The sequence below is a fragment of the Streptococcus sp. SCPM-O-B-23252 (M501) genome (assembly GCF_058200355.1).
Map to the genome: position 1 here is coordinate 158,866 of NZ_JBYQGS010000003.1, position 24,213 is coordinate 183,078.

Annotated in this window: 23 protein-coding genes and 1 other annotated feature; of the genes, 6 read left to right on the top strand and 17 right to left on the bottom strand. The window is 39.6% G+C overall.

Translation table 11 applies throughout. The features are described from left to right. Nucleotides 1–80: 80 nt before the first annotated feature. The 8 genes from AC3E6G_RS08085 to apf form a co-directional block, all read right to left on the bottom strand. Nucleotides 81–353 carry a Veg family protein gene (locus AC3E6G_RS08085; protein WP_006595358.1) on the bottom strand — a complete coding sequence of 91 codons (273 nt, stop codon included), beginning with the start codon at nt 351–353 and terminating at the stop codon, nt 81–83. A 3-nt stretch (nt 354–356) separates the two neighbouring features. Beyond that, entirely contained in the window at nt 357–1,712 is a 1,356-nt protein-coding gene (gene dnaB / locus AC3E6G_RS08090) for a replicative DNA helicase (protein ID WP_048690975.1), read from the bottom strand. 24 nt (nt 1,713–1,736) lie between these two features. Continuing rightward, nucleotides 1,737–2,189, bottom strand: coding sequence for a 50S ribosomal protein L9 (rplI, locus tag AC3E6G_RS08095; RefSeq protein WP_048690977.1), 453 nt, complete (start codon nt 2,187–2,189; stop codon nt 1,737–1,739). After that, nucleotides 2,186–4,162, bottom strand: a complete 1,977-nt coding sequence (locus AC3E6G_RS08100; RefSeq protein WP_414716342.1) for a GGDEF domain-containing protein — start codon at nt 4,160–4,162, stop codon at nt 2,186–2,188. Before AC3E6G_RS08100 ends, rplI begins: the two co-directional genes overlap by 4 nt. A 213-nt stretch (nt 4,163–4,375) precedes the next feature. Further along, the gene (mnmG, locus tag AC3E6G_RS08105; protein ID WP_048690979.1) at nt 4,376–6,289 is read right to left on the bottom strand and encodes a tRNA uridine-5-carboxymethylaminomethyl(34) synthesis enzyme MnmG; all 1,914 of its coding nucleotides are present in this window, start codon (nt 6,287–6,289) and stop codon (nt 4,376–4,378) included. Between the two features lie 44 nt (nt 6,290–6,333). Beyond that, entirely contained in the window at nt 6,334–6,753 is a 420-nt protein-coding gene (locus tag AC3E6G_RS08110) for an NUDIX hydrolase (protein WP_490700805.1), read from the bottom strand. 137 nt (nt 6,754–6,890) lie between these two features. Beyond that, nucleotides 6,891–8,012 (bottom strand): tRNA 2-thiouridine(34) synthase MnmA, encoded by a 1,122-nt coding sequence (gene mnmA / locus AC3E6G_RS08115; RefSeq protein ID WP_048690984.1) that lies wholly within the window; start codon nt 8,010–8,012, stop codon nt 6,891–6,893. A 204-nt stretch (nt 8,013–8,216) separates the two neighbouring features. Then, on the bottom strand, nt 8,217–8,744 hold the full coding sequence (apf, locus tag AC3E6G_RS08120) for an aggregation-promoting factor (protein WP_048690986.1): 528 nt from the start codon (nt 8,742–8,744) through the stop codon (nt 8,217–8,219). Nucleotides 8,745–8,974: 230 nt separating this feature from the next. Here apf and sdaAB point away from each other — a divergent pair, with 230 nt between their 5' ends. Genes sdaAB through AC3E6G_RS08135 form a run of 3 tightly spaced genes read left to right on the top strand, consistent with a single transcriptional unit; the run spans nt 8,975 to nt 11,158 of the window. Beyond that, nucleotides 8,975–9,646, top strand: coding sequence for an L-serine ammonia-lyase, iron-sulfur-dependent subunit beta (gene sdaAB, locus AC3E6G_RS08125; protein WP_023024775.1), 672 nt, complete (start codon nt 8,975–8,977; stop codon nt 9,644–9,646). 9 nt (nt 9,647–9,655) lie between these two features. After that, entirely contained in the window at nt 9,656–10,528 is an 873-nt protein-coding gene (sdaAA, locus tag AC3E6G_RS08130; RefSeq protein ID WP_048690988.1) for an L-serine ammonia-lyase, iron-sulfur-dependent, subunit alpha, read from the top strand. A gap of 3 nt (nt 10,529–10,531) precedes the next feature. After that, the gene (locus tag AC3E6G_RS08135; protein ID WP_048690990.1) at nt 10,532–11,158 is read left to right on the top strand and encodes an HAD hydrolase-like protein; all 627 of its coding nucleotides are present in this window, start codon (nt 10,532–10,534) and stop codon (nt 11,156–11,158) included. A gap of 165 nt (nt 11,159–11,323) precedes the next feature. On the opposite strand, the gene AC3E6G_RS08140 is transcribed toward AC3E6G_RS08135, so the two are convergent. From AC3E6G_RS08140 to yfmF, 7 genes are all read right to left on the bottom strand, one after another. Further along, nucleotides 11,324–11,962: a LysM peptidoglycan-binding domain-containing protein gene (locus tag AC3E6G_RS08140; RefSeq protein WP_048690992.1), complete on the bottom strand. Its 639-nt coding sequence runs from the start codon at nt 11,960–11,962 to the stop codon at nt 11,324–11,326. Between the two features lie 171 nt (nt 11,963–12,133). Next, nucleotides 12,134–12,928 (bottom strand): energy-coupling factor transporter transmembrane component T family protein, encoded by a 795-nt coding sequence (locus AC3E6G_RS08145; protein ID WP_490700806.1) that lies wholly within the window; start codon nt 12,926–12,928, stop codon nt 12,134–12,136. After that, nucleotides 12,921–13,763, bottom strand: coding sequence for an energy-coupling factor ABC transporter ATP-binding protein (locus AC3E6G_RS08150; RefSeq protein WP_006595345.1), 843 nt, complete (start codon nt 13,761–13,763; stop codon nt 12,921–12,923). Before AC3E6G_RS08150 ends, AC3E6G_RS08145 begins: the two co-directional genes overlap by 8 nt. After that, nucleotides 13,748–14,575 carry an energy-coupling factor ABC transporter ATP-binding protein gene (locus AC3E6G_RS08155; protein ID WP_048690997.1) on the bottom strand — a complete coding sequence of 276 codons (828 nt, stop codon included), beginning with the start codon at nt 14,573–14,575 and terminating at the stop codon, nt 13,748–13,750. The genes AC3E6G_RS08150 and AC3E6G_RS08155 overlap by 16 nt, the downstream gene beginning before the upstream one ends. After that, nucleotides 14,576–15,115, bottom strand: a complete 540-nt coding sequence (gene pgsA, locus AC3E6G_RS08160) for a CDP-diacylglycerol--glycerol-3-phosphate 3-phosphatidyltransferase (RefSeq protein ID WP_006595343.1) — start codon at nt 15,113–15,115, stop codon at nt 14,576–14,578. 96 nt (nt 15,116–15,211) lie between these two features. Then, nucleotides 15,212–16,498, bottom strand: a complete 1,287-nt coding sequence (yfmH, locus tag AC3E6G_RS08165; RefSeq protein WP_125335151.1) for an EF-P 5-aminopentanol modification-associated protein YfmH — start codon at nt 16,496–16,498, stop codon at nt 15,212–15,214. Beyond that, nucleotides 16,495–17,745 (bottom strand): EF-P 5-aminopentanol modification-associated protein YfmF, encoded by a 1,251-nt coding sequence (gene yfmF / locus AC3E6G_RS08170; RefSeq protein WP_125335153.1) that lies wholly within the window; start codon nt 17,743–17,745, stop codon nt 16,495–16,497. The genes yfmH and yfmF overlap by 4 nt, the downstream gene beginning before the upstream one ends. Before the next feature lie 152 nt (nt 17,746–17,897). On the opposite strand from yfmF, the gene yaaA reads away from it, so the two are divergent. Together yaaA and recF are read left to right on the top strand one after the other, a co-directional pair. After that, complete coding sequence (yaaA, locus tag AC3E6G_RS08175; protein ID WP_125335155.1) at nt 17,898–18,269, top strand: S4 domain-containing protein YaaA; 372 nt, start codon at nt 17,898–17,900, stop codon at nt 18,267–18,269. A 1-nt stretch (nt 18,270) separates the two neighbouring features. Then, on the top strand, nt 18,271–19,359 hold the full coding sequence (recF, locus tag AC3E6G_RS08180; RefSeq protein WP_125335157.1) for a DNA replication/repair protein RecF: 1,089 nt from the start codon (nt 18,271–18,273) through the stop codon (nt 19,357–19,359). Between the two features lie 80 nt (nt 19,360–19,439). Here the strand turns inward: recF and guaB are convergent, their stop codons facing one another. Together guaB and trpS are read right to left on the bottom strand one after the other, a co-directional pair. Beyond that, nucleotides 19,440–20,921: an IMP dehydrogenase gene (guaB, locus tag AC3E6G_RS08185; RefSeq protein WP_048691005.1), complete on the bottom strand. Its 1,482-nt coding sequence runs from the start codon at nt 20,919–20,921 to the stop codon at nt 19,440–19,442. Nucleotides 20,922–21,087: 166 nt separating this feature from the next. Further along, nucleotides 21,088–22,113, bottom strand: a complete 1,026-nt coding sequence (gene trpS / locus AC3E6G_RS08190) for a tryptophan--tRNA ligase (RefSeq protein ID WP_125335159.1) — start codon at nt 22,111–22,113, stop codon at nt 21,088–21,090. Nucleotides 22,114–22,164: 51 nt separating this feature from the next. Beyond that, nucleotides 22,165–22,390 (bottom strand) — a binding site (T-box leader). 143 nt (nt 22,391–22,533) lie between these two features. Here trpS and AC3E6G_RS08195 point away from each other — a divergent pair. Further along, the gene (locus AC3E6G_RS08195; RefSeq protein ID WP_006595336.1) at nt 22,534–24,156 is read left to right on the top strand and encodes an ATP-binding cassette domain-containing protein; all 1,623 of its coding nucleotides are present in this window, start codon (nt 22,534–22,536) and stop codon (nt 24,154–24,156) included. Nucleotides 24,157–24,213: the final 57 nt, after the last annotated feature.

Below are 24,213 nucleotides of genomic sequence, written 5' to 3' on the forward strand. Positions count from 1 at the left end.
ATCTTTATGATATGTTAAGGACATCAAAAAAACCATCTCCAAGAAGAGACGGTTGGAAGTTGTAGCTCACCCTAGCCAGATTAGTCTAAGTAATGAATCAGATTTTTCTCAGTCAAAATATCTGAGTAAGTATACGATTCAACATAGGTTGTTGCTGGTTCACCAGGTAAACTGTTTTCATTAGTGTATTCAATAATAAACAAAGAAGGATAGACTTCAATTAATCGACCAAACTTATTTTTTTGACGTTTACGACCATTTTCCAAGGTCATTTCCACAATTTGGCCTTCATGAGCCTTGATTTCTTCTTTGATTTTTTTCATTTTTGCTACATCTGTAAATGCATCACTCATCCATTATTCCTCTATTCTCTTTGATATGCTGGAGAACTTATTATATTCTTTCTGGAAGATTAACTCCACTGTTCCACGCGCTCCTGAACGGTTTTTTTCAATGATGACTTCAACCTTGTTATTCGGCAAGCCTTCTTCTTCCTCACCTGCACGTTCATAATAGTCATCACGGTATAGGAAGGCAACAATATCTGCATCCTGCTCGATGGATCCTGATTCACGGATATCAGATAGAACCGGCCGCTTATCTTGTCGTTGTTCGACTCCCCGAGATAGCTGACTAAGGGCAATCACAGGAACCTTCAATTCTTTCGCCAAAATTTTTAATTGACGAGAGATTTCTGAAACTTCCTGTTGCCGGTTTTCTCGTCCAGTCCCTGTAATCAACTGCAAGTAGTCGATAAGGATCAAGCCAAGATTACCAGTTTCTTGTGCTAACTTTCTAGAACGAGATCGAATTTCTGTAATCCGAATACCAGGAGTATCATCTATATAAATGCTGGCATTGGCTAGATTTCCTTGGGCAATGGCATATTTCCGCCACTCATCATCTGTCAACTGACCGGTACGAATAGAATGAGACTCAATCAAGCCCTCTGCTGCCAACATCCGGTCCACCAAACTTTCAGCCCCCATTTCCAGTGAGAAAATAGCAACTGTTTTATCCAACTTGGTTCCGATATTTTGGGCAATGTTTAGAGCGAAGGCAGTCTTACCAACCGCTGGACGAGCCGCAAGAATAATCAACTCTTCTTCATGAAGACCTGTTGTCATATGATCAAGATCTCGATAACCTGTTGCAATCCCCGTAATATCCGTTGTCTGCAATGAGCGAGTTTCAAGACTTCCAAAGTTGATATTTAGGATATCCTTGATATTCTTAAAACCACTTCGATTGGCATTTTCACTAACATCAATCAGGGCTTTTTCTGCGCCTGCAATAATCTCATCCGACGGACTCGCTCCATCGTATGCTTGATTAATGCTCTCCGTTAAACGAGCAATCAAGCGTCTTAGAACCGCTTTTTCGGAAACAATCTTTGCGTAATATTCCGCATTAGCTGAGGTCGGAACAGAGTTGATAACTTCAGCTAGATAAGAGAGACCACCGATATTTTGCAAGTCCCCTTGGCTATCTAAAATATTGCGAACGGTCGTCGCATCGATAGCATCTCCCCTATCTGCAAGGTCAATCATCGCCTTAAAAATTAACCGATGGGCATATTTAAAGAAATCTGCTGGCTCAATAAACTCACGAACAAAAACCAGTTTTCCCTCATCAATAAAGATGGCTCCTAAGACAGATTGCTCTGCTTGGATATCTTGAGGCTGGGTTCTTAATTCTTCTATCTCAGCCATAGTCATTCCTTTCTAACGATTTACTTAACCTTCGTTTACTCGAATTTGGATAATACCTGTAATATCCTGATAAATTTTAACAGGCACATCAATCAAGCCGACAGAGCGAATTGGAGAAGCCACTTGAATGTGACGCTTGTCGATTTTGATCCCAAATTGTTTTTGTAGTTCTTCTGCAATTTTTTTATTGGTAATCGAACCAAATGTACGTCCATCAGGACCAATTTTTTCTGTAAATTGGACAACGGTCGTTTCTTCTGCTAATTTCGCTTGAATATCTTTCGCTTCTGCAACTAGTTCCGCATGGGCTTTTTCTTCAGATTTTTGCTTACCGCGAAGTTCCCCAATCGCTTGGGCGTTAGCTTCTTTGGCTAAATTCTTTTTAATCAAAAAGTTTTGAGCATAACCTGTTGGGACTTCTTTAATTTCCCCTTTTTTTCCTTTTCCTTTTACATCTGCTAAAAAGATAACTTTCATTCTTCTTCCTCCTTATCCTTTTGGACCTCTTCTTGAATACAGTCAATCAATTGGGTACGAACTTGATCGATGGTTACATCTTCCAATTGAGAAGCCGCCGAATTAAAGTGGCCTCCGCCTCCCATTTGCTCCATAATTTTTTGCACGTTAACTTTGCTTCTGCTTCGAGCTGAAATGGAAATGCTTCCTTGTTCATTCAGAGCAATGACAAAGGTCGCCTCAATTTTAGACATGGCCAACATACTATCGGCTGCTTTACTAATAGTAACCGTTCCATAAGGAACATCTGCTGCTCCTGTTGCCACAATAATATGTGGGAATACCATTTGACCATTTAGGATCAACTCATTAACTTCGCGGTACTCATCGAAATTAATAGCTGAAATTTCCTGAATGAGGACACTATCACTGCCTCGGCTTCGTAAATAACTAGCTACATCAAATGTACGGCTCGTTACGCGAACAGAGAAATTCTTGGTATCCAACATAATTCCAGCCATCAAAACACTGGCTTGTATCTTATTCAAGCGGTTCTTCTTAGAATTCTGGAACTGAAGCAATTCCGTAACCAACTCACTGGCACTACTTGCGCCACTTTCAATATAAGTGATCATGGCATTTTCAGGGAAGTCTTCATCCCGTCTATGGTGGTCAATGACAATGACTTGGTGAAACTTCTCATACAAATCATTTGAAAGCGTGAGAGCTATCTTCGAATGGTCTACCATAATCAAAAGGGATTGATCGGTTACCATCCGTAGAGCATCTGAAACCGTTACGAGTTTAGTCGCTCCATCTGATTGAATTTTTCCAACCGCTCGTTCGATATCCTGAGCCATAGACGTATCATCATAAACTGCATAAGAGCGTTCGTTGATATTGTTTGCAAATAATTGCATCCCAATCGATGCCCCCAAAGCATCCATGTCTAATTTTTTGTGGCCAACAACAAATACCTGATCAACCGATTTAATTTTTTCGGAAATAGCTGTCATCATCGCACGAGTTCGTGTACGGGTGCGCTTGATAGCAGAGGCTGTCCCACCTCCAAAGAAAATAGGATCCTTACCTTCTTCTTTTTCTTTCACAACCGCTTGGTCGCCCCCTCGGACTTCAGCTAAGTTTAGATTCGATAAAGCAACTCTACCAATTTCATCATGATTGCCATCTCCGTATGAGAATCCCATACTTACCGTAATGGGTAATTCACGATTTTTCGCTTCCTCACGGAATTGGTCAATAATAGAAAATTTGGATTCGATTAATTGTTCAAGAACGGTATAGTCGGTAAAAAGATAAAAGCGATCCATCCCGACTCTTCGGTAAAACATATGGTATTTTTCCGAGAATTCTTCAACAAAGTTTGCAATAAAGCCATTGATGCTACTGATATCCGAATCAGATACAACATCTTCTAAATCATCATAGTTGTCTACGGACATAATCCCGATGACCGGCCTAGTCGTTACAAGACCAACGTTGGCTTCATACTCACTAGACGCATCAAAAAAATAAACGACACTGGCCTGGGAATCTAGATAAACAGAATATTTCTTATCTCCAATGGTTGCATAATGGCCTTTCCCTTCAAAAGGAATCGCCAACACTTGTTGCAGGTATTCCACATCGAATTGCCCATCCTCAGTAGAGAAAATCAACTCCGCATAAGGATTGAACCACTCAACTTCATTGGTTTCACCGTTTACCTTGATTACACCAACTGGCATTTTATCCAGTAGCGAGGCCAATCCATTTTCAGCCTGATGATTGACATATTGAATTTGTTCTAGCTCATCCAATTCTACTTGCTTTAATTGATGAAGAAAGAGATAGATGACACCGGAAAGAATCAACAGAATCACAAATAAATTTGCAATTGTGCCACCCAATAATCTGGAACTGATGGCTAATATAATAAATGCTAACAAACCTACCATACAATAATGGATAGGCGTCATACGAAATTTTTTCATTATAAACCTCTGTTGGGCCATTATACCATAAAACATAAGAAAAAGCGAGGCCAGTCAAGCCTTTCCACCAAAGAAAAAGCTGACAGGGATCCAGGTCCGGTCGCTCATTTGTTAAACAGTGTAAAGTATATTTACACTGTTGTAAATATACAGTAAAACGAGAAAAGAAGTAGCTATTTGGCTACTTCTTCCACATATTTACGTCCTAATAAGTTAGGATTCTTTTTCTTGATTCTTAGAAATGCTTCGACTCTTGCCTTCAAGATACACCATCAAGATAGAAATGTCAGCTGGGTTGACACCTGAAATCCGGCTAGCTTGACCAATCGTTTCTGGATTAATCAACTTGAATTTTTGACGAGCTTCTGTTGCGATGGAGTCAATATCGTCCCAGTCAATATTGGCAGGAATTCGTTTTTCTTCCATCCGCTTCATTTTTTCAACCTGATCTAAAGCTTTTGAGATATAACCCTCGTACTTAATTTCAGTTTCAATCAGCTCGATAATCTTATCATCTAGTTCTTCAGCTGCTGGTCCGATAAAGTTGACAACATCTTGATAAGATACTTCTGGTCTTCTCAAGAATTCTTTGGCTGTGACAGCATCTGTCAATGGTTTAAAACCTAGCGCTGCCACCTTCTCGTTCGTTTCCTTTACAGGTTTTAGCTTGATACTGTCAAGGCGCTTCATTTCATTTTCGAACTGATACTTCTTGGTTTCAAAACGTGCCCAACGTTCATCGTCAACCAAACCAACCTCGCGACCGATTTCTGTTAAGCGCATATCTGCATTATCATGACGAAGAATCAAACGGTATTCTGCACGGCTAGTCAACAGACGATAGGGCTCAACTGTTCCTTTGGTTACCAAGTCATCGATCATGACCCCAATATAACCATCACTCCGTTTCAAGATGAGCTCTGGTTTTCCTTGGATTTTCAGCGCAGCATTAATCCCTGCCACAATTCCTTGGCCAGCAGCTTCTTCATAACCAGATGTTCCATTGGTTTGGCCTGCGGTAAAGAGACCTGAGATTTTCTTGGTTTCTAAAGTTGCCCGCAATTGATGTGGGAGGACCATATCATACTCAATCGCATAACCCGTTCGCATCATCTCAGCATTCTCAAGTCCCTTGATTGAATGAACCAGATCTCGTTGCACATCTTCTGGTAAACTGGTTGACAAGCCTTGGACATAGACTTCTTCTGTATTGCGTCCTTCTGGCTCCAAGAATAGCTGGTGGCGTTCCTTATCCGCAAAGCGAACAATCTTATCTTCAATAGATGGACAATAGCGAGGTCCAACTCCTTTTACAACACCTGTAAACATTGGAGCCCGGTGTAAATTGCTGTTGATGATTTCGTGGCTTTGACTATTGGTATAGGTTAACCAACAAGGGATTTGATCCTTTAAATAATCCTCGTCACGCGAATTGTAAGAAAAGTGATTTGGATTCTCATCACCTGGTTGAATTTCCGTTTCTTCATAATTGATTGACGATGCCTTTACACGTGGTGGCGTACCTGTTTTGAACCGTCCAATTTCTAGTCCTAAATTTTTGAGATTTTCAGCCAAATTGATAGAAGCAAGGCTATGGTTAGGGCCTGATGAATACTTGAGATCCCCAATGATGATTTCTCCACGTAAAGCCGTTCCAGTCGTGACAATGACAGCCTTGGCCCCATATTCTTGGTGGGTCGCAGTTCGAACACCAATAACCTTCCCATCTTCTACCAAAATTTCATCAATCATGGTTTGGCGAAGGGTCAAGTTTTCTTGGTTCTCAACTGTCTTACGCATTTCCTTAGAATAGAGCTCTTTATCTGCTTGAGCACGAAGCGCACGAACAGCTGGTCCCTTTCCTGTATTCAACATCTTCATCTGAATATAGGATTTGTCAATATTCTTGGCCATCTCTCCACCGAGAGCATCTACCTCACGGACCACAATCCCTTTTGCAGAACCACCAATCGAAGGATTACATGGCAAAAACGCCAACATTTCGATATTGATGGTTGCAAGTAAAACTTTACAACCCATTCGGCTCGCAGCAAGGGAGGCTTCTACCCCAGCATGCCCCGCTCCTATTACAATAATATCGTATTCTTCTATAAAATTATAAGTCATTTTTTCTCCTATTCTTTAAGATGGATGTGTCGTAATTGTCCGTCCTAATCTGGTAAGGCGGTTTTTAAAAATGCCGGCTTCAGATTAACAGTATGTAGATCATCTAAAGCAAGCCACCGGCAAGGTAATGGCTTCGCATCTTCTTGCATGGTTAACGGTGCATCTTCCAGTAAGTCTACTAAATAATGGAACTCGATATTATGATAGTGGACCTCAGCTTGTTCAAATCGATTTTCAACAATGAAAGCTAACTGAACCGCTCTAGATGCGACCCCAAGTTCCTCTTTTACTTCTCGAACTACGGCATCTTCAGTAGCTTCATCCACTTGAATAGCACCTCCGATTGTATAAAAACCATCCTCATCTTCTACGACTAATAAGCGATTGTCTTTTACAATCAAAGCAGTCGCTCTCACACCAAAAACCGTTTGGTTTGACTTGGTCCGAAAATCCTGTTCTTGCATGTAACTTCCTTTTGAAACGACACAAAAATAGTCAAAACTCTGAGAAGTGCAGGACAAAAAAGCCTGCAACATCCATGAGCTTTGACCATCACTTCTATTGCTTTTATTATTGTAGCAAATTGAGAAAATTTGTCAATTTAAATATACTGACAAACTTTACCATCTCGATAAGCATTGTCAATTAAGCCGCCACCGAGACACTCTTCACCATCGTAAAAGACAACAGCCTGACCTGGCGTAATAGCCCGTTGAGGTTCTGCAAAAATCACCTCAGCCTTGTCACCCTTGACATGAACCGTCACTTTGGAATCTGGTTGGCGATAGCGGAACTTGGCTGTACACTCTAGTGTAAACTCTTCCGGCATATCCCGTGTAAAGTGAACTTGACTAGCTTGTAAACTTGTTGACATGAGTGCTTCATGATAGAAGCCTTGACCGACATACAGAATATTTTGACTCAGATCTTTACCAACAACAAACCAAGGAGCATTGTCCCCACCTTGTTGGCCACCAATTCCAAGTCCACCCCGCTGACCGATCGTATAATACATCAAACCGGCATGTTCGCCCATATCCCGTCCATCTACAGTCATCATTCGGCCTGGTTGGGCAGGAAGGTAGTTCCCTAAAAACTCTTTGAAGTTCTTTTCTCCGATAAAGCATATCCCAGTGGAGTCTTTCTTTTTAGCTGTTGCCAATCCAGCCTCTTCTGCCAACCGGCGAACCTCAGATTTTTCTAAATGTCCCAATGGGAACATGGTTTTTTGAAGTTGTTCTTGTGACAACTGGCTTAGGAAATAAGTTTGATCCTTCCCATTGTCAACACCGCGTAGCATATGGACAATGCCATCTTCATCACGCGCCACGCGTGCATAGTGACCTGTGGCTACATAATCGGCACCAAGTGTCATGGCATAATCTAAGAAGGCCTTAAATTTGATTTCCTTATTACACATGACATCCGGATTTGGTGTCCGGCCTGCACGATATTCTGCAAGGAAATATTCAAAGACACGATCCCAGTATTCTTTCTCAAAGTTGACAGAATAGTAAGGTATGCCAATTTGATCTGCAACCGCTGCTACATCTTTGTAATCTTCTGTAGCTGTACAGACGCCATTTTCGTCTGTGTCGTCCCAGTTTTTCATGAAGATGCCGATGACATCGTAACCCTGTTGCTTTAATAATAAAGCTGTTACAGATGAATCAACACCACCACTCATACCAACAACAACACGTGTTTTCGAGTTATCACTCATAGATTTCTCCCATCTTTTCGTTTCTCACGATTGAAGGTCGTGGTTTGCTTCAACGATTGAAGGTCGTTTTGAGCATTATCAATTGTAACACGCTTTATAGTAGAAAACAAGCATCTTGCCATTCTTCTTATTGGCTATTGTATCTATATGTTTACAAGTCTGTAAATCAAAAAAGAGTCCATTTGCTGAACTCTTTCATTTACTTTAATACCAGCCATTGGCCAGCCAGAAGTTTTTAGCCGCCGACCATGATCCATATCGGTTTACAACATATTGATTGGCTACTTTTTCCTGGTTTTCTGGTGACAAGTCGCCGTTTAAATAAGAAAGGGATAACTGGTAACGACCATAATATTGGCCATTTTGTGCTGTGTAACTGCCACTTGATTCCTTCTGGGCAATCCATTCTTTAGCCGCTGCATCTTCGGCACTCAAGCCATCTGAAGCAGATACCGTAGTTGTTGCTTTACTAGTGGTAGCTTGCTCTGTAGTATTAGTTGTTGCCTTCTCATCTTCAATCTCTAAAACTTGACCAACTGTAATGAGGTTAACATTGCTAATCTTATTTTTCTTAGCAATCGCATCAACCGTTGTATTCTTCTCTTTAGCAATAGCTGATAAGGTATCACCTGACTTTACAGTGTAAGATTCTGCACTGGCAAGGACGGGAATAAACATTCCAGATAATAAGCTCAGTCCGATTACACGTTTTACAAAGATTTTTTTATTCATGGTTTTACACTCCTTTTCTGTATGTTCTTTATCTTACAGAAGAAATGTTTCAGAAAATTTATGAAATCACGTCAAATGTTTCAATAATATGTTAGCAAGAATAAAAAACACCTCAAATAAACTAGTTTTAAGTATCTTTTAAGTTTAAAACAAAATTTCCCTCTTAAATAGAAGAAAACATGCCCTAGATTTGTTATAATGAAAGAAAAGAAACCCTAAGGAGCTGACTGATGAATTCGCTTAAATTCCAATCCGTATTTGATATTATTGGACCGGTTATGATTGGACCTTCTAGTAGCCACACTGCTGGAGCTGTTCGTATTGGAAAAATTGTCTCTTCTATTTTTGGAGAGGATCCTACAGAAGTTGAATTTCAGTTGTTTAATTCCTTTGCCAAAACCTATCGCGGCCACGGGACAGACTTGGCCCTTGTAGCTGGTATTTTGGGGATGGACACAGATGATCCAAGAATCCCCAATAGTCTTGAAATTGCTCATGAAAGAGGAATTCGAATCGTCTGGTCTATTCAAAAAGAGAGCAATGCGCCTCATCCAAATACGACGACCATCACGGTGAAAAATGAACACAAAACCATCTCCGTCACAGGAATTTCCATTGGTGGGGGAAACATACAAGTTACCGAGTTAAATGGCTTTGCAATTTCTCTAAACATGAACACCCCAACAATTATTATCGTTCACCAAGACGTTCCTGGTATGATTGCCCATGTGACAGAAGCCCTTTCCCGCTATGATATCAATATCGCCCAAATGAACGTAACCCGCGAAAAAGCCGGTGAAAAGGCTATTATGATTATTGAAGTGGATTCTCGTAATTGTGACGAAGCTATTGAGTTAATCCGTCAAATTCCCCATTTACACAATGTGAATTTCTTTCAATAAGGAGACCCCATGTTTTATTCCATTACCGAACTAGTTGAGCAAGCGACCCTCCACTATGAAGGAAATGTCGCAGAATTAATGATTGCAACTGAGTTTGAACTAACTGGTCGCGAGCGCGAAGAAGTTCTGACTCTTATGACACGAAACCTTGAGGTCATGAAAGAATCCGTTCATCTTGGACTCAATGACCAACTTTCTAGAAGTGGCTTGACCGGAGGAGATGCTGCAAAATTGGATCGCTATATTCGATCTGGAAAAGCCCTCTCCGACTATACTGTCCTAACCGCAGCCAAAAATGCTATTGCTGTCAACGAACACAATGCAAAAATGGGCTTAGTCTGTGCTACTCCCACTGCTGGATCAGCCGGTTGCTTACCCGCTGTTCTTACTTCAGCCATCGAGAAACTACAGTTAGATGAACACCAACAATTAGAGTTCTTATTGGCGGCAGGAGCCTTTGGTCTGGTTATTGCCAACAATGCATCGATTTCAGGAGCCGAGGGAGGCTGTCAAGCTGAGGTTGGGTCAGCCTCTGCTATGAGCGCAGCAGCTTTAACTCTAGCAGCGGGAGGAAGTCCCTACCAAGCTAGTCAAGCCATTTGTTTCGTCATTAAAAATATGCTAGGCTTAATTTGTGATCCCGTTGCAGGACTGGTAGAGGTTCCTTGTGTCAAACGAAATGCTATGGGTGCAAGCTATGCCTATATTGCAGCAGATATGGCTCTGGCAGGAATTGAATCCAAAATCCCTGTTGATGAAGTCATCGATGCTATGTACCAGGTCGGATCAAGCCTACCAACTGCCTTTAGAGAAACGGCCGAAGGTGGTCTGGCAGCGACTCCAACTGGGAAACACCTACAGCAAGAAATATTTGGAGACTAATCTATGAAGTACATATTTTTCGACTTGGATGGGACTTTAGTCGATAGTTCCCAAGGTATTGAGACCACCTTTCTACACACTTTTAAGGTGCTGGGAGTTCCTGCACCTGATAAAGAAACTATTCGAACCTTTATGGGTCCTCCACTCGAGGTTACGTTTACTAAACATGTCCCAAAAGAACTGGTCGCAAAAGCTGTAGAAATCTATCGCACCTATTACAAAGAAATCGGCCAACAACAAACCTATCTCTACCCAGGTATCAAAGAACTCCTTCAGCAATTGAAGGAATTGGGTTATCACTTATTCATCACCACCTCTAAGAATCAGGAAGTGAGTCTCGAAATAGCCCATTCACTAGGAATTAGTGATTGCTTTGAAGAGATTTATGGTTCTATCCCAGGATCTATGCACAAAGCTGATATCATTCAGCGTGTACTGGTGGACCATCAAATTCCAAAAGAGGAAGCTTGCATCGTTGGGGATACTAAATTTGATATTATTGGGGGAAAAACCATTGGTATTCACACAATTGCAGTCAGTTGGGGATTTGCACCTCTAGAGCAATTAAAAGATGAAACTCCCGATACCATCGTAGATTCCCCCCTAGCTTTACTAACTCATTTAAGTTAATAAAAGAGGTTTACAAATTTGTAAACCTCTTTTATGTATAAAATCACGTATGGGTAAGATCATCCATGGTTCACTAAGGTTGACTAACAAAGTCATTTTCTTTACAGCTCTTTCCAATACTTGTCAAGATAAGAAACAAAATAAAAAGAGGGTTTAACCTCTTTTTTAGTATCCCCAAGCTGAAAGCCCTTGGTTTGAATAGGCATTATAAGCTGCTTGGATTTGATCATCAACTGTAGCAGTTGAACCCCAACCTGGCATTGTTTGGAAAAGACCACTAGCTCCAGATGGATTTGCTGCGTTCACTTGACCATTTGATTCACGTGCAATAATGGCTTCCCAAGTTGATGCAGGAACTCCTGTCATTTCAGCCATACGAGCCGCTGCATAGGATCCAACTTCTCCAGCAGTATTCCCATTTGCAAGTACAATACCATTTCCAGAATTCGTAACAACAGGTGCTACATTATAAGTGGCAGTAGTTGTTGTTTCTGCTACTACTTGATTTGTAGAAGCTTCGGCTGCTGGTTCTTGACTTACTGTGGCAGTATTTACTTTATTAATCAATGATTTTGAACGTTCACCCAACTCAATAATTTGACCTGCATGGATCAAATCTTGGTTGCTGATTTGATTCAATTCAACAAGTTTTTCGATAGTAGTGTTATTCTTAATCGCAATTTCTGATAAAGTATCACCATATTTTACTTCATATGTTTCAGCATTCACTACCACACCAGAAACAAAAAGTGAAAGAGCTGAGATAATAGAAGTTAATGTCCATTGGACTTTTTTTGTGTTCATCAATACATTCTCCTTTCGAACATAATACTATCTTACACATTAAATGTTACAGTTAGTTATAATTTATGTTACAAAGGTTACAAAATCATGTATTTTTCATGCAAAAAACGCTATAAATAGCGTTTTTCTTCATTTTTTTAGAAAAATTCCCCTATATGTAGTGGTGGTATTCTAATATTTCAACCAAAAAATGATAGCACCAACTGCTACTACAGACAGAATAGCTACACTATCTAAAAATTGCCATTTTAACTGCCTATAACGGCTTCTTCCCTCTCCACTTTTATAACCTCTTGCCTCCATGGCAATTGCAAGAGCATCTGCACGTTTAAAACTTGATGCAAACAAGGGAATTAAAATCGGTATAAAAGAGCGGATCTTCTGAAGGAGATTCCCTTCTCCAAAATCAACCCCTCTAGCTCTCTGTGCATTCATAATGCGAATCGTATCATCCATTAGAGTGGGGACAAAACGAAGGCTCATAGACAACATGAGTCCAATTTCATGAGCAGGAACTTTGATGATTTTAAATGGAGTTAACATCTTTTCTACGGCATCTGCTAAGCTTAAGGGCGTTGTTGTCAGTGTTAAAATCGTTGAAAATACAACAATGAGAATAAAACGACAAAAGATCACACCCGCTTGAGCAAATCCTTTATCCGTTACAGTCAAAAAATAAAATTGAAATAAGGTCTTACCGCCAGTCGTCGCAAACAACTGAAAGAGTGTGGTGAAAGCAATGATAAAGACCATCGATTTCAGGCCATTAATAAAAAAACGGAAGGGGATCTTGGCACTCAAAATCAACGCAAAGGCCAATAAAAACAACAGGGCATTCGTCAACACATTATTGGCCCAAAACAAAATAACAATTAACAAGAAAAGTCCTAGTAACTTTGCCCTTGGATCCATACGATGGAGAATGGAATTACCTGGTACATATCGTCCTAAAATCATACTATTCATGTCCAATTAACTCCTTAAACTCTTGTAAAGTGATTGGTAAAGTTGGCAAAGATAGTCCTTTTTGACGTAAGCGCCAAGCAAATTTCGTCACTTTCGGTACACCTAATTGTATGTTTTCTAATCCTTCTACATCCTGAAATACATCCCTTGGATGCCCAGACCTCACAATTCGTCCTTTTTCCAAAACATAAACAAGATTTGCGTATTCTGCCACATCTTCCATAGAATGACTCACAAGAACGATGGTCATCCCAGCTTGATGAAGTGACGCAAATAGCTTCATTAATTCCCGTCTACCTGACGGATCCAAACCAGCTGTCGGCTCGTCCAAGACCAAAATTTCAGGTTCCATCGCTAAAATGCCTGCAATAGCGACCCGTCTCATTTGCCCTCCAGACAATTCAAAGGGACTCCGTTCAAACAACTCTTCAGAAAGACCGACTAAGCGTAATTTTTCCTTAGCAATGCTCTCAGCTGATTCTTGGTCTACTCCAAAATTTTGAGGCCCAAATGCGACATCTTTTACAACAGTCTCAGCAAATAGTTGACTTTCTGGAAATTGAAAGACGAGACCCACTTTTTTCCGAAGATCCTTTAGCTCTTTTTGAGAAGACTCAGAACTAATGCGCATATCATTCATTTGCACTTCCCCTCGACTGGGCAAAAGCAAACCATTTAATAATTGGAGGATGGTTGATTTTCCACTTCCAGTATGCCCAATTAGAGCTGTATAAGAACCGCTTGGGATTTCTATATTCACATCAAAAAGAGCCGCTCCTTCAAAAGGAGTACCTTCTTGATAGGTATAACTAAGCTGTTTTAAAGCAATTCCCATAATAGTTTCTCTAGCTCTCCTTCAGTCTGATAGGTTTCTCCAACTGGAAAACCTTTTTGATGTAACATGCTACGCAATCGATTAGCGAAAGGTTCTTCTAATCCAATTTCATCTAGATCATCTCGAGAAAAGAGTTCTCTTGGAGTCAGATCCAAGGTCGCTTTTCCTTTTTCAAAGAGAATAACCCGATCACTTAGGGAAACTTCCTCTAAATCATGGGTAATAGAAATAACGGTTAACCCATATCGTTCTTTGACTTCTCGAACCGTACGAATTAGTTCTAGACGCCCTTCAGGATCCAACATACTGGTTGCTTCATCTAAAATGATGATTTTAGGTCGTAAAGCAATAATTCCAGCAATGGCCACTCGTTGCTTTTGTCCACCGGATAATCTAGCGGGTTCTCGATCTTTGAACTCATCCATGCGGACCATCTTCAAAGCTTCGTCTACTCGTTGCACCATTTCATCTCTTGGAATTCCTTGGTTCTCCAACCCAAACGCCACATCATCTTCAACTGTAGCTCCAACAAACTGGTTATCTGGATTCTGGAAAACCATGCCAATCTCACTACGTTTATCCCAAACATTTTCAGGAGTTAACAAATCTCCGGAAATATAGATTTGACCAGATTCCGGTTCCAACAAGCCATCAATCAAGCGGACCACTGTTGATTTACCACTTCCGTTATGTCCAATAATGGATAACCATTCACCATGTTTCACGTGAAACGATGTATCATTTAACTGATGGTTCTCGTCTGTTTTTTGGTATTTAAATGTAAGATTTCGAACTTCTATAATATTATTCATTTATCTAAAGGTATCTTTAAAGAGGTAGGCACTGCCTTTAAAGTATTCATATCCAGAGTAGACTGTAAAGATTAGCGCAACATAAAGCGTAATTTGACCCAATAAATCCCAATGGAAGAGAAGGAAAATAATGGCAAACATTTGTGAGAAGGTTTTAATTTTTCCAGGCATAGCTGCTGGCAAAACAACTCCTCCTGTTTCAACCAATAACAGACGGAGGCCAGTTACGGCTAATTCACGGCAAATAATAACTGCTGTAATCCAGGCTGGAACCATCTTTAATTCAATCATCATGATAAAGGCAGACATGACAAGAAGCTTATCAGCCATGGGATCCGCAAATTTCCCAAAGTTACTAACAACTTTCCATTTACGAGCTAAATAACCGTCCAAATAATCGGTGATACTAGCAACTGCAAAGACAATAGCTGCTGCTACATGCCAACCATAACCTTTACCAAATATTAGCATCAAAATAAAAATAGGAATAAACACAATTCGAATCAGTGTTAAGGCATTTGGGATATTTTCTTTTTTCATTCTAGTCTCCTTACTAGTTTACATGATCATTTACATCTATTTGACAAAATAGACGTCGTTTTAATTCGACAAAAACATCATTCCACTTTTTTCCCGTTATTTAGGGAAAATGATAAAGTCCGTCATATCACAAGCGTTGACAAAATCTCGCCCAACCTTTACAACATCTTGTAAAGAAATACTCTGTAAAATTTTTGGAAGATCAAATAGATTTTCACCTGTCTCAATTGGATTAAATTGAGTCGCAATATAATCCAAGGAATTCAAACCGTGTAGAAAATCTCCAAACATTTCACTTTTAATCGTATCCAAATGCTCTTGAGTCACATCAGGATCTTTCTCAAAATTCTTAATGGCCGTTCTGAACTGATGGGATATACTAACAGGTTCTGAAGTGTCCATCGTTAACATCACAAAGTGAAACGAAGACTCTACTTCAATTTCTAGTGTCAAGGAGTTGTCAAGTTTACCAACTTCATAAAGTGACTGAAATCGTTTAGATGTCCATCCAAACATCATTGCAAACAATAATTTGAGGATAATCTTATAGCGATACTGGTAAAGAGGAGGAATCTGATTTCTTCCACGAATTCCAATTGCTAATTTCGGTGAAGCAACTTCCATCCGACTTGTCTCATTTTGAACAACTGGATTTAAGTCCACGGGTGAGATATGAGGAAGAGGACTTGAAGAAATCTTCATCTCAAATTCAGAAACAAGGTTAACAAGACTGTCAAGATCAAAATTTCCGACAACCACTAGATGCATATTGGATGGTTGGTAAAAATAATCGAAATTTTCCTGTAAACTTTCTTCATCAATTTGAGCGAGAGAAGATACAGTACCTGCAATATCTTGGGCCAAGGGTGTATCTGGATAAAGATTTGCCAACGCCCTAAAGAATAATTGGTAGTCAGGACTATCTTGGTACATTTCGATTTCTTGTTGAATAATCAATTGTTCCTTCTTTAGAGAATCCTTTGAGAGATGAAGAGATTGTGTCATCTCCAGTAACAATCTCAGATTTTCATTGATATTCGAGGTGGTCGAAAAGAGATAGCTAGTTTGTGTAAAGCTAGTAAAGGCATTACTTTCAGCTCCCAGCTTTACAAAATGCTGTAAATAATCTTGACCGTCTTGATCTTCAAATAATTTATGTTCAAGAAAATGTGCAATCCCTGCTGGAAATTCTTTTATTCCCTCTACTCCATCCACTGTAAATCTTGTGTCAATAGAACCGAATTTAGTAGAAATGATTGCATAGCTTTCATTAAAATCCGCCTTTGGAATTAAATATAACTTCAATCCATTTTGGAGACTTGTCTGATAAACACATTCTCCAACAGCTGGATAATCTATTTTCTCCAAATCTTTCTTTATCATTCTCTTCCTTCCATAAAATAGACCGCTTGTAATTTGAGCGATTTTGCAACAGCCATAATTTCTTCTTTCGTCACCAGTTGAATGGCTTGGATCCAATCATCAATTGACAAGAACTGTTTTCCTAAAGTAGATTGTAAATAAGATCTTTCAATTAAGGTGCCAGGTCGATCCTGCGACAATTTTGCAGCATTTATAATCATTTCTTTTGTCAAGCGCAACTCTTCACTTGTAAACTTCCCTCTCTTCAAGTCACTCACTTGACGGCTCATCAGAGTCATGGTCCGGGTTCTATTTTTCCGATCAATCCCTGCATAGATCCGCATAAAATGAGAAAAAATATCAAAATGGCTAGAGATCGTATAAGCCAATCCTTCTTTTTCTCGAATGACTGTAAACAATTTTGAGTGAGAGAAAGCCCCCAGTAAACCATTTAGAACAATCAAAGCAAAATGCTCTTTTTCTCCATACTGAACAGGAAAATGATAACCTAACTCTAAAATAGATTGATGAGTTTCTCTTTGCTCAAGTCCTTCTCTGACAACATTTGAAAAAGATTGGGCATAAAAAAGGTTGACATGAGATTTACGAGGTTGTAAACCAAATTCACTAATCTTTTCAATGACCGCTAGTTCATTGAAATCACCCATAAAGAAAAAGTCAATCAGATTTGTTTGAAGCATTTCTTGAAATGCTTGATAAGCTGACCCTTCATCCTCATACTGAATCTGCTGGACACTTCCATACTTGCTTAGTTTCATATCAGCTTGATCATAAAACAAACGATTCAATTGTTGGTGGGCATAATAAAAATGATTTTCAATTTCTGCTTCTAGTTCTGTAACAAGATTCTTTTTCTCTACTGAAAAAGTTTCTGAATGAAAGCACCCATTTTCTGCAAGAGGAGCATTCAGAGATACCTTTAATAAATCCAACATCTGATCTGTCAAGACATTTTTCTTGCTCAAAAAAGCATCACGGACATAAGATAAATTAATATCAATGTAGTGCATTTGACCGCGTTTTGAAACAGAAGTAGAAAAATTTGCTCCATACAAGTTCGCCAATTGCTCTCTAAATTGCTGTGAAGTTGGGTAAAGTTGATTGGCTGTTTCGATCATGCGTGAGGCTAGAACTCGTCCTGCTATTGTTTCTTCAGAAAGAGGGGCCGAGAACCGCACTTTTATCTCATTGGTCTTAAATTTTTCTGATTTCATAAAATGGATTCGAACACCAGTAACTAATTCCATCGTCATCCTCGTTCTAACAAATATTACTCTTCATTATATCATGAAATCCCAGTAAAATCTTTCCCAGACAGATTAAAAAACGTTTACACTGACTCGCCCTATTTTAGGTTTTTCATCCTTTTGTGGTATAATAACTATCATTGAGGTGAACTATGAACTATAAACTTTTTGATGAATTTATCACACTACAAGCCCTATTTAAAGAACTGGGAATCATCCAAAGCGGTGGAGCTATCAAAGCCTTTTTACTTGAAAATCAAGTAGAGGTCAATGGAGAAGTGGAAACCAGAAGAGGACGTAAGTTACGAGTCGGAGATACAATCGAAGTAATTGGTGAGAAGGAAGTCATAACACTGACAGAACCTAGTCCAGAAGAGATTGAAGACTATCAAGCGGACAAGCTGGAAAAAGAACGCGTTGCTCAATTAGTGAAGAAATTAAACAAAGAACAAAAACAAAAAAAAGATTCTAAACCTAAAAAAGAAGAGAACAAGCGGAAGCCTGTTCGTTTCCCAGGAACATAATATGTGGCTTAAATCCATACACATTCAGAAATTTCGAAATTATAAAGAAGTAGATCTTCAATTCCACTCTGGTTTGAATATTTTCTTAGGCCAAAATGCTCAAGGAAAAACCAATCTCCTCGAATCCATCTACTTTTTAGCCTTGACCCGCAGCCATCGGACCCGTTCCGATAAAGATTTAATTCATTTTCAAGAGGAACAATTTACTGTTTCAGGGATCTTAGAAAAAAAAACCGGCTCAATCCCTTTAGAAATTTCCTTATCCTCAAAAGGACGAGTCACTAAAGTGAACCACTTAAAACAAAGCAAGTTATCAACCTATATCGGTAACATGAATGTGGTTCTCTTTGCTCCAGAGGATTTACAACTAGTTAAAGGCTCACCCGCTCTTCGCCGCAAGTTTATTGATATTGATTTAGGCCAGATGAAACCCGTCTATCTATCAGATTTAACAGCCTATCATCATGTTTTAAAGCAGCGAAACAGTTACTTAAAAACGGCAACTACTGTAGACCCAACCTTTTTAGATGTTTTGGATGAGCAATTAGCAGATTATGGTAGCCGGGTCTGCATCCATCGGAAAGATTTTCTTAAAAAATTAGAAGACTTTGGGCAAGAGAAACATTTTGAAATTTCCAATCAAACTGAAAAACTATCTATTCGGTATGATTCCTCCATTCCTTTTCAAGATGAACAGACACTTCGCCAAACCTTTATCACCTTGCTTCGAGAAAATCGGACAAAAGATCTCATCAAAAAAACAACCAGTGTTGGTCCTCACCGAGATGACATTAGCTTTTACATCAATGATATGAATGCGACTTTTGGTAGCCAAGGGCAGCACCGCAGTGTTGTTCTTTCCTTAAAATTAGCAGAGATTTCATTAATTGAATCACTGACGAATGAAAAGCCGATTTTACTCTTAGACGATGTTATGAGTGAACTTGACAACAATCGTCAACTACATTTACTAGAAGTTATCTCTCGTGACATCCAAACATTTATTACAACTACTACCTTAGATCACCTAAAAGACTTGCCTGAAGACTTAAAAATTTTTAATATTCACTCAGGTCAAGTTGACGAATAATTAACAAGGTTGTCAATTTTGATTGACAACTTTTTGACATAATAAAAGTGTGAAATCTTATGATTTCACACTTTTATTTTTTATTGAACAGAGTAGTTTGGTGCTTCATTAGTAATTTGGACATCGTGTGGGTGGCTTTCTTTCAAACCTGCCCCAGACATTTCAACAAATTGTGCATTTTCGTGCAATTCTTGAAGGTTGGCAGCTCCAACATAGCCCATACCAGAACGGATACCACCAATCATTTGGAAGACGATATCGGCTGCTGAACCCTTATAAGCAACCCGACCTTCGATTCCTTCCGGAACCAATTTGTTGGCTTCATTAACAGAACCTTGGAAGTAGCGGTCGCTTGAACCTTTCTTCATTGCTGCAATAGATCCCATACCACGATAAGTCTTGAACTTACGTCCTTGGAAGATTTCAGTTTCACCTGGTGCTTCATCTGTTCCTGCAAACATAGATCCAAGCATGACTGCATGACCACCAGCAGCAAGAGCTTTTACAATATCTCCAGAATACTTGATCCCTCCGTCCGCGATAATGGTTTTTCCATATTCACGCGCAACAGCGGCTGCGTCATAAATCGCTGTAACTTGAGGAACTCCGACACCAGCAATCACACGAGTTGTACAGATTGAACCAGGTCCAATCCCTACCTTAACTACGTCAACACCTGCATCATAGAGAGCACGCGCTCCCTCAGCTGTAGCAATATTACCTGCAATCAAGGTGCGATCTGGGAAATGAGCGCGAATTTCAGCGATTTTACGAAGAACACCTGCAGAATGACCATGGGCTGTATCGATAACAATAGCATCCGCACCAGCTTCAAACAATGCTTCCGCACGCTCAAAAGTGTCAGATGTAACTCCGACAGCACCTGCTACTAAAAGACGACCAAATTCGTCTTTCGCTGCATTTGGAAACTCAATAACTTTTTCAATATCCTTAATGGTAATCAAACCTGACAAACGACCATTTTCATCCACCAATGGTAATTTTTCAATACGGTGTTCTTGAAGAATCCGTTCAGCTGTTTCTAAATCTGTACCAACTGGTGCAGTCACAAGATTCTCGCTGGTCATATGGTTGGAAATTGGTTGATCATAATCAGAAATAAAGCGTAGGTCACGGTTGGTCAAGATCCCTACTAGTTTACGATTTTCCAAGGTTTCAACCACAGGTACACCACTGATCCGGTAACGTCCCATAAGTTCGTCTGCCTCAGCAATGGTATGTTCAGGTGTTAAGAAAAATGGGTCAATAATAACGCCGTTTTCAGAGCGTTTTACTTTACGAACTTCATCTGCTTGTTGGGCAATGGACATATTTTTATGAATAACCCCAAGTCCTCCAGCACGGGCAATGGCAATAGCCATTTGGCTTTCAGTAACTGTATCCATCGCAGCTGTGATGATTGGGATATTCAACACAAGGTTATCCGCCAATTTTGTACGAAGATCTGCATCGTTTGGTAATACATGACTTTCAGCTGGAATGAGCAATACATCATCGAAGGTATAACCTTTTTTCAAAAATTTAGTGTCCCAATTTGACATTCCCATTTTCCTCTTTTCTTTCTTTTTGAGCCAAGCTCGTCTTTTTTGATTGATAATATCATACCATTCTAAGATAATTTGTCAATCATTTGTACAATATTTCAAAAAGAGGTGTTGGAACCTCTTTTGAATCATTTTTTTATTGAATCATCTCAATATCAAGAGATTACTTGAAATAGTTTAAGCCCATAGCAGATTTGACTTGATCAAGGGTTTCTGCTGCAACCGAACGCGCTACTTCACTACCTTTTTGAAGCATATCATAAACTTGTCCCATATCTTTAGCAAATTCAATCCGTCGTTCGCGAATAGGTCCCAACTCTCTCTCAAGAATTTCTAACAAATAGCGTTTGGTTTTAACATCTCCTAAACCACCCCGTTGGTAATGGTCTTTCATTTCTTGAATGGTCGCTTGATCTTCTTCTTTTCCAAACACATCCAAATAATGGAAAACCATATTTCCTTCGATTTTTCCTGGATCTTCTACACGAATATGCTCAGGATCTGTGTACATACTCATGACCTTTTTCTTCAAGGTGTCCATATCATCCGCTAAATAGATACCATTTCCAAGAGATTTAGACATCTTAGCATTCCCATCCAAGCCAGGCAAACGACCCGCGGCCTCATTTTCTGGGAAAATTCCTTCCGGTTCAACCAAGACATCGCAATGATACGCATGATTAAAGGAACGAACAATTTCACGAGTTTGCTCAATCATGGGCTTTTGGTCAGTTCCAACAGGCACGAGATTGGCTTTAAAAGCGGTAATATCTGCAGCTTGGGAAACAGGATAAACCAAGAAACCTGATGGAATAGACTCTCCGAATCCTTTTTGGGCAATTTCTGTCTTAACGGTTGGGTTTCGTTCCAAACGTGAAACAGAGACCAAATTCATGTAATACATGGTCAATTCCGCTAGCTCAGGGATCTGACTCTGAATAAAAATGGTTGATTTATTTGGATCTAATCCAGCTGCTAAATAGTCTAGAGCAACGTTTCCGATGGATTCCACAATAGTTTGTGGGTCTTTAGCATGATCCGTTAGGGCTTGTTGGTCAGCTAAAAAGACAAACATTTGATACTTGTCTTCATTTTGCATAAGAACTCGATTCTTCAATGAACCGACATAGTGTCCAATATGGAGTTTCCCTGTCGGGCGGTCTCCAGTTAAAATAATCGGCTTGGTCATTTTTCTTCCTCCCTGAAGTACAAAATAAAAGCCCACGCATAGCAAAAACTATGCGAGGGCGTCTGAGACACGGTGCCACCTCACTTAGAACAACATGCGCTGTTCCCTCTGACTCATCACAAATGAGCTGCATATAAGGCCTGCTAGCCGAATCTCTATTGGTTAAGATTCTATTTGAACATCAGTCCATTTCATTCTGTTTCGTTGCTTATTTTCAGCAACCATAAGCTCTCTAAAAAACGAATACAAATTACTCTTCTGATTGCTTTTCATTATATAATGACATCAAGGGAAAGTCAAGTTCTTCCCTATTTTATCATCCATTATCATCTCCCTCAAATGCTTAAGGGTATTCATTGAAAAATCAAGCGTTTTCTAGTAAAATAGGCTTATATAGACAGAAAAAGAGGAGAAATATACGTGTTAACAGTTACAGACGTCTCACTACGTTTTAGTGATCGTAAACTTTTTGATGATGTCAACATCAAATTTACAGAAGGAAATACCTATGGTTTGATTGGGGCCAATGGTGCTGGAAAATCAACCTTTTTAAAAATCTTAGCTGGGGATATTGAACCGACAACTGGTCATATTTCTCTTGGACCAGACGAACGTCTTTCTGTTCTTCGTCAAAATCACTTTGACTACGAAGATGAGCGTGCCATTGATGTCGTTATCATGGGAAATGAAAAACTTTATAGCATCATGAAGGAAAAAGATGCTATCTATATGAAGGAAGATTTTTCAGATGAAGACGGTGTCCGCGCAGCAGAACTCGAAGGAGAATTCGCTGAACTAGGTGGTTGGGAAGCGGAAAGTGAAGCTTCACAACTCCTCCAAAATCTGAATATTCCAGAAGAGCTCCACTACCAAAATATGAGTGAACTAGCAAATGGTGATAAAGTAAAAGTCCTCCTAGCCAAAGCTCTCTTTGGTAAACCAGACGTCCTTCTTTTGGACGAGCCGACCAACGGTCTTGATATTCAATCTATTACCTGGTTAGAAGATTTCTTGATTGATTTCGAGAATACCGTTATCGTTGTATCCCACGACCGTCACTTCTTGAATAAAGTCTGTACCCACATGGCCGACCTAGACTTTGGAAAAATCAAACTCTATGTTGGTAACTATGATTTCTGGAAAGAATCATCTGAACTGGCTGCCAAGTTGTTAGCAGACCGTAATGCCAAAGCAGAAGAAAAAATCAAACAATTACAAGAATTTGTGGCTCGTTTCTCTGCCAATGCGTCAAAATCGAAACAGGCAACGTCACGTAAAAAGATGCTTGACAAGATTCAGTTAGAAGAAATTGTCCCATCTAGCCGAAAATACCCATTTATCAGCTTTAAAGCGGAGCGAGAAATTGGAAATGATCTGTTGACAGTAGAGAACTTATCTGTAAAAATTGACGGTGAAACTATTCTTGACAACATCAGCTTCATCTTGCGTCCAGGTGACAAGACAGCTCTTATCGGACAAAACGACATCCAAACCACTGCCTTGATCCGTGCTATTATGGGTGAAATCGAATATGAAGGAACTGTCAAGTGGGGAGTTACAACTAGCCGCTCTTACTTACCAAAAGACAATTCAGCTGACTTTGCAGGTGGCGAGTCAATTCTTGACTGGCTCCGTCAATTCGCAAGTAAAGAAGAAGATGACAATACCTTCCTTCGTGGATTCCTCGGACGCATGCTCTTCTCTGGAGATGAGGTTAACAAGCCTGTCAATGTCTTGTCAGGGGGAGAAAAAGTGCGCGTGATGCTTTCAAAACTCATGCTTTTGAAGTCAAATGTTCTTGTACTTGACGATCCTACAAATCACTTGGATTTGGAATCAATTTCAAGCTTGAACGATGGATTGAAAAACTTCAAAGAATCGATCATCTTTGCCAGTCACGACCATGAGTTTATTCAAACTCTTGCCAACCATATCATTGTTCTTTCAAAAAATGGTGTCATTGACCGGATTGATGAAACCTATGATGAATTCTTAGAAAACCAAGAAGTTCAAGCAAAAGTTAAAGAACTTTGGAAAGACTAAGAAATCACTCCAAAGAATCAAAAACCCTGAAACCCTTGTTTCAGGGTCTTTCAATAG

Coding starts and splice junctions, on each gene's coding strand:
- AC3E6G_RS08135 (WP_048690990.1), top strand. CDS start 10,532: ATGAAGTACATATTTTTCGACTTGGATGGGACTTTAGTCGATAGTTCC.
- mnmG (WP_048690979.1), bottom strand. CDS start 6,289: ATGACTTATAATTTTATAGAAGAATACGATATTATTGTAATAGGAGCG.
- guaB (WP_048691005.1), bottom strand. CDS start 20,921: ATGTCAAATTGGGACACTAAATTTTTGAAAAAAGGTTATACCTTCGAT.
- AC3E6G_RS08100 (WP_414716342.1), bottom strand. CDS start 4,162: ATGAAAAAATTTCGTATGACGCCTATCCATTATTGTATGGTAGGTTTG.
- sdaAB (WP_023024775.1), top strand. CDS start 8,975: ATGAATTCGCTTAAATTCCAATCCGTATTTGATATTATTGGACCGGTT.
- yaaA (WP_125335155.1), top strand. CDS start 17,898: ATGAACTATAAACTTTTTGATGAATTTATCACACTACAAGCCCTATTT.
- sdaAA (WP_048690988.1), top strand. CDS start 9,656: ATGTTTTATTCCATTACCGAACTAGTTGAGCAAGCGACCCTCCACTAT.
- AC3E6G_RS08150 (WP_006595345.1), bottom strand. CDS start 13,763: ATGGGAATTGCTTTAAAACAGCTTAGTTATACCTATCAAGAAGGTACT.
- AC3E6G_RS08140 (WP_048690992.1), bottom strand. CDS start 11,962: ATGAACACAAAAAAAGTCCAATGGACATTAACTTCTATTATCTCAGCT.
- yfmH (WP_125335151.1), bottom strand. CDS start 16,498: ATGATAAAGAAAGATTTGGAGAAAATAGATTATCCAGCTGTTGGAGAA.
- recF (WP_125335157.1), top strand. CDS start 18,271: ATGTGGCTTAAATCCATACACATTCAGAAATTTCGAAATTATAAAGAA.
- rplI (WP_048690977.1), bottom strand. CDS start 2,189: ATGAAAGTTATCTTTTTAGCAGATGTAAAAGGAAAAGGAAAAAAAGGG.
- mnmA (WP_048690984.1), bottom strand. CDS start 8,012: ATGAGTGATAACTCGAAAACACGTGTTGTTGTTGGTATGAGTGGTGGT.
- pgsA (WP_006595343.1), bottom strand. CDS start 15,115: ATGAAAAAAGAAAATATCCCAAATGCCTTAACACTGATTCGAATTGTG.
- AC3E6G_RS08085 (WP_006595358.1), bottom strand. CDS start 353: ATGAGTGATGCATTTACAGATGTAGCAAAAATGAAAAAAATCAAAGAA.
- AC3E6G_RS08155 (WP_048690997.1), bottom strand. CDS start 14,575: ATGAATAATATTATAGAAGTTCGAAATCTTACATTTAAATACCAAAAA.
- dnaB (WP_048690975.1), bottom strand. CDS start 1,712: ATGGCTGAGATAGAAGAATTAAGAACCCAGCCTCAAGATATCCAAGCA.
- trpS (WP_125335159.1), bottom strand. CDS start 22,113: ATGACCAAGCCGATTATTTTAACTGGAGACCGCCCGACAGGGAAACTC.
- AC3E6G_RS08145 (WP_490700806.1), bottom strand. CDS start 12,928: ATGAATAGTATGATTTTAGGACGATATGTACCAGGTAATTCCATTCTC.
- AC3E6G_RS08110 (WP_490700805.1), bottom strand. CDS start 6,753: ATGCAAGAACAGGATTTTCGGACCAAGTCAAACCAAACGGTTTTTGGT.
- apf (WP_048690986.1), bottom strand. CDS start 8,744: ATGAATAAAAAAATCTTTGTAAAACGTGTAATCGGACTGAGCTTATTA.
- yfmF (WP_125335153.1), bottom strand. CDS start 17,745: ATGGAATTAGTTACTGGTGTTCGAATCCATTTTATGAAATCAGAAAAA.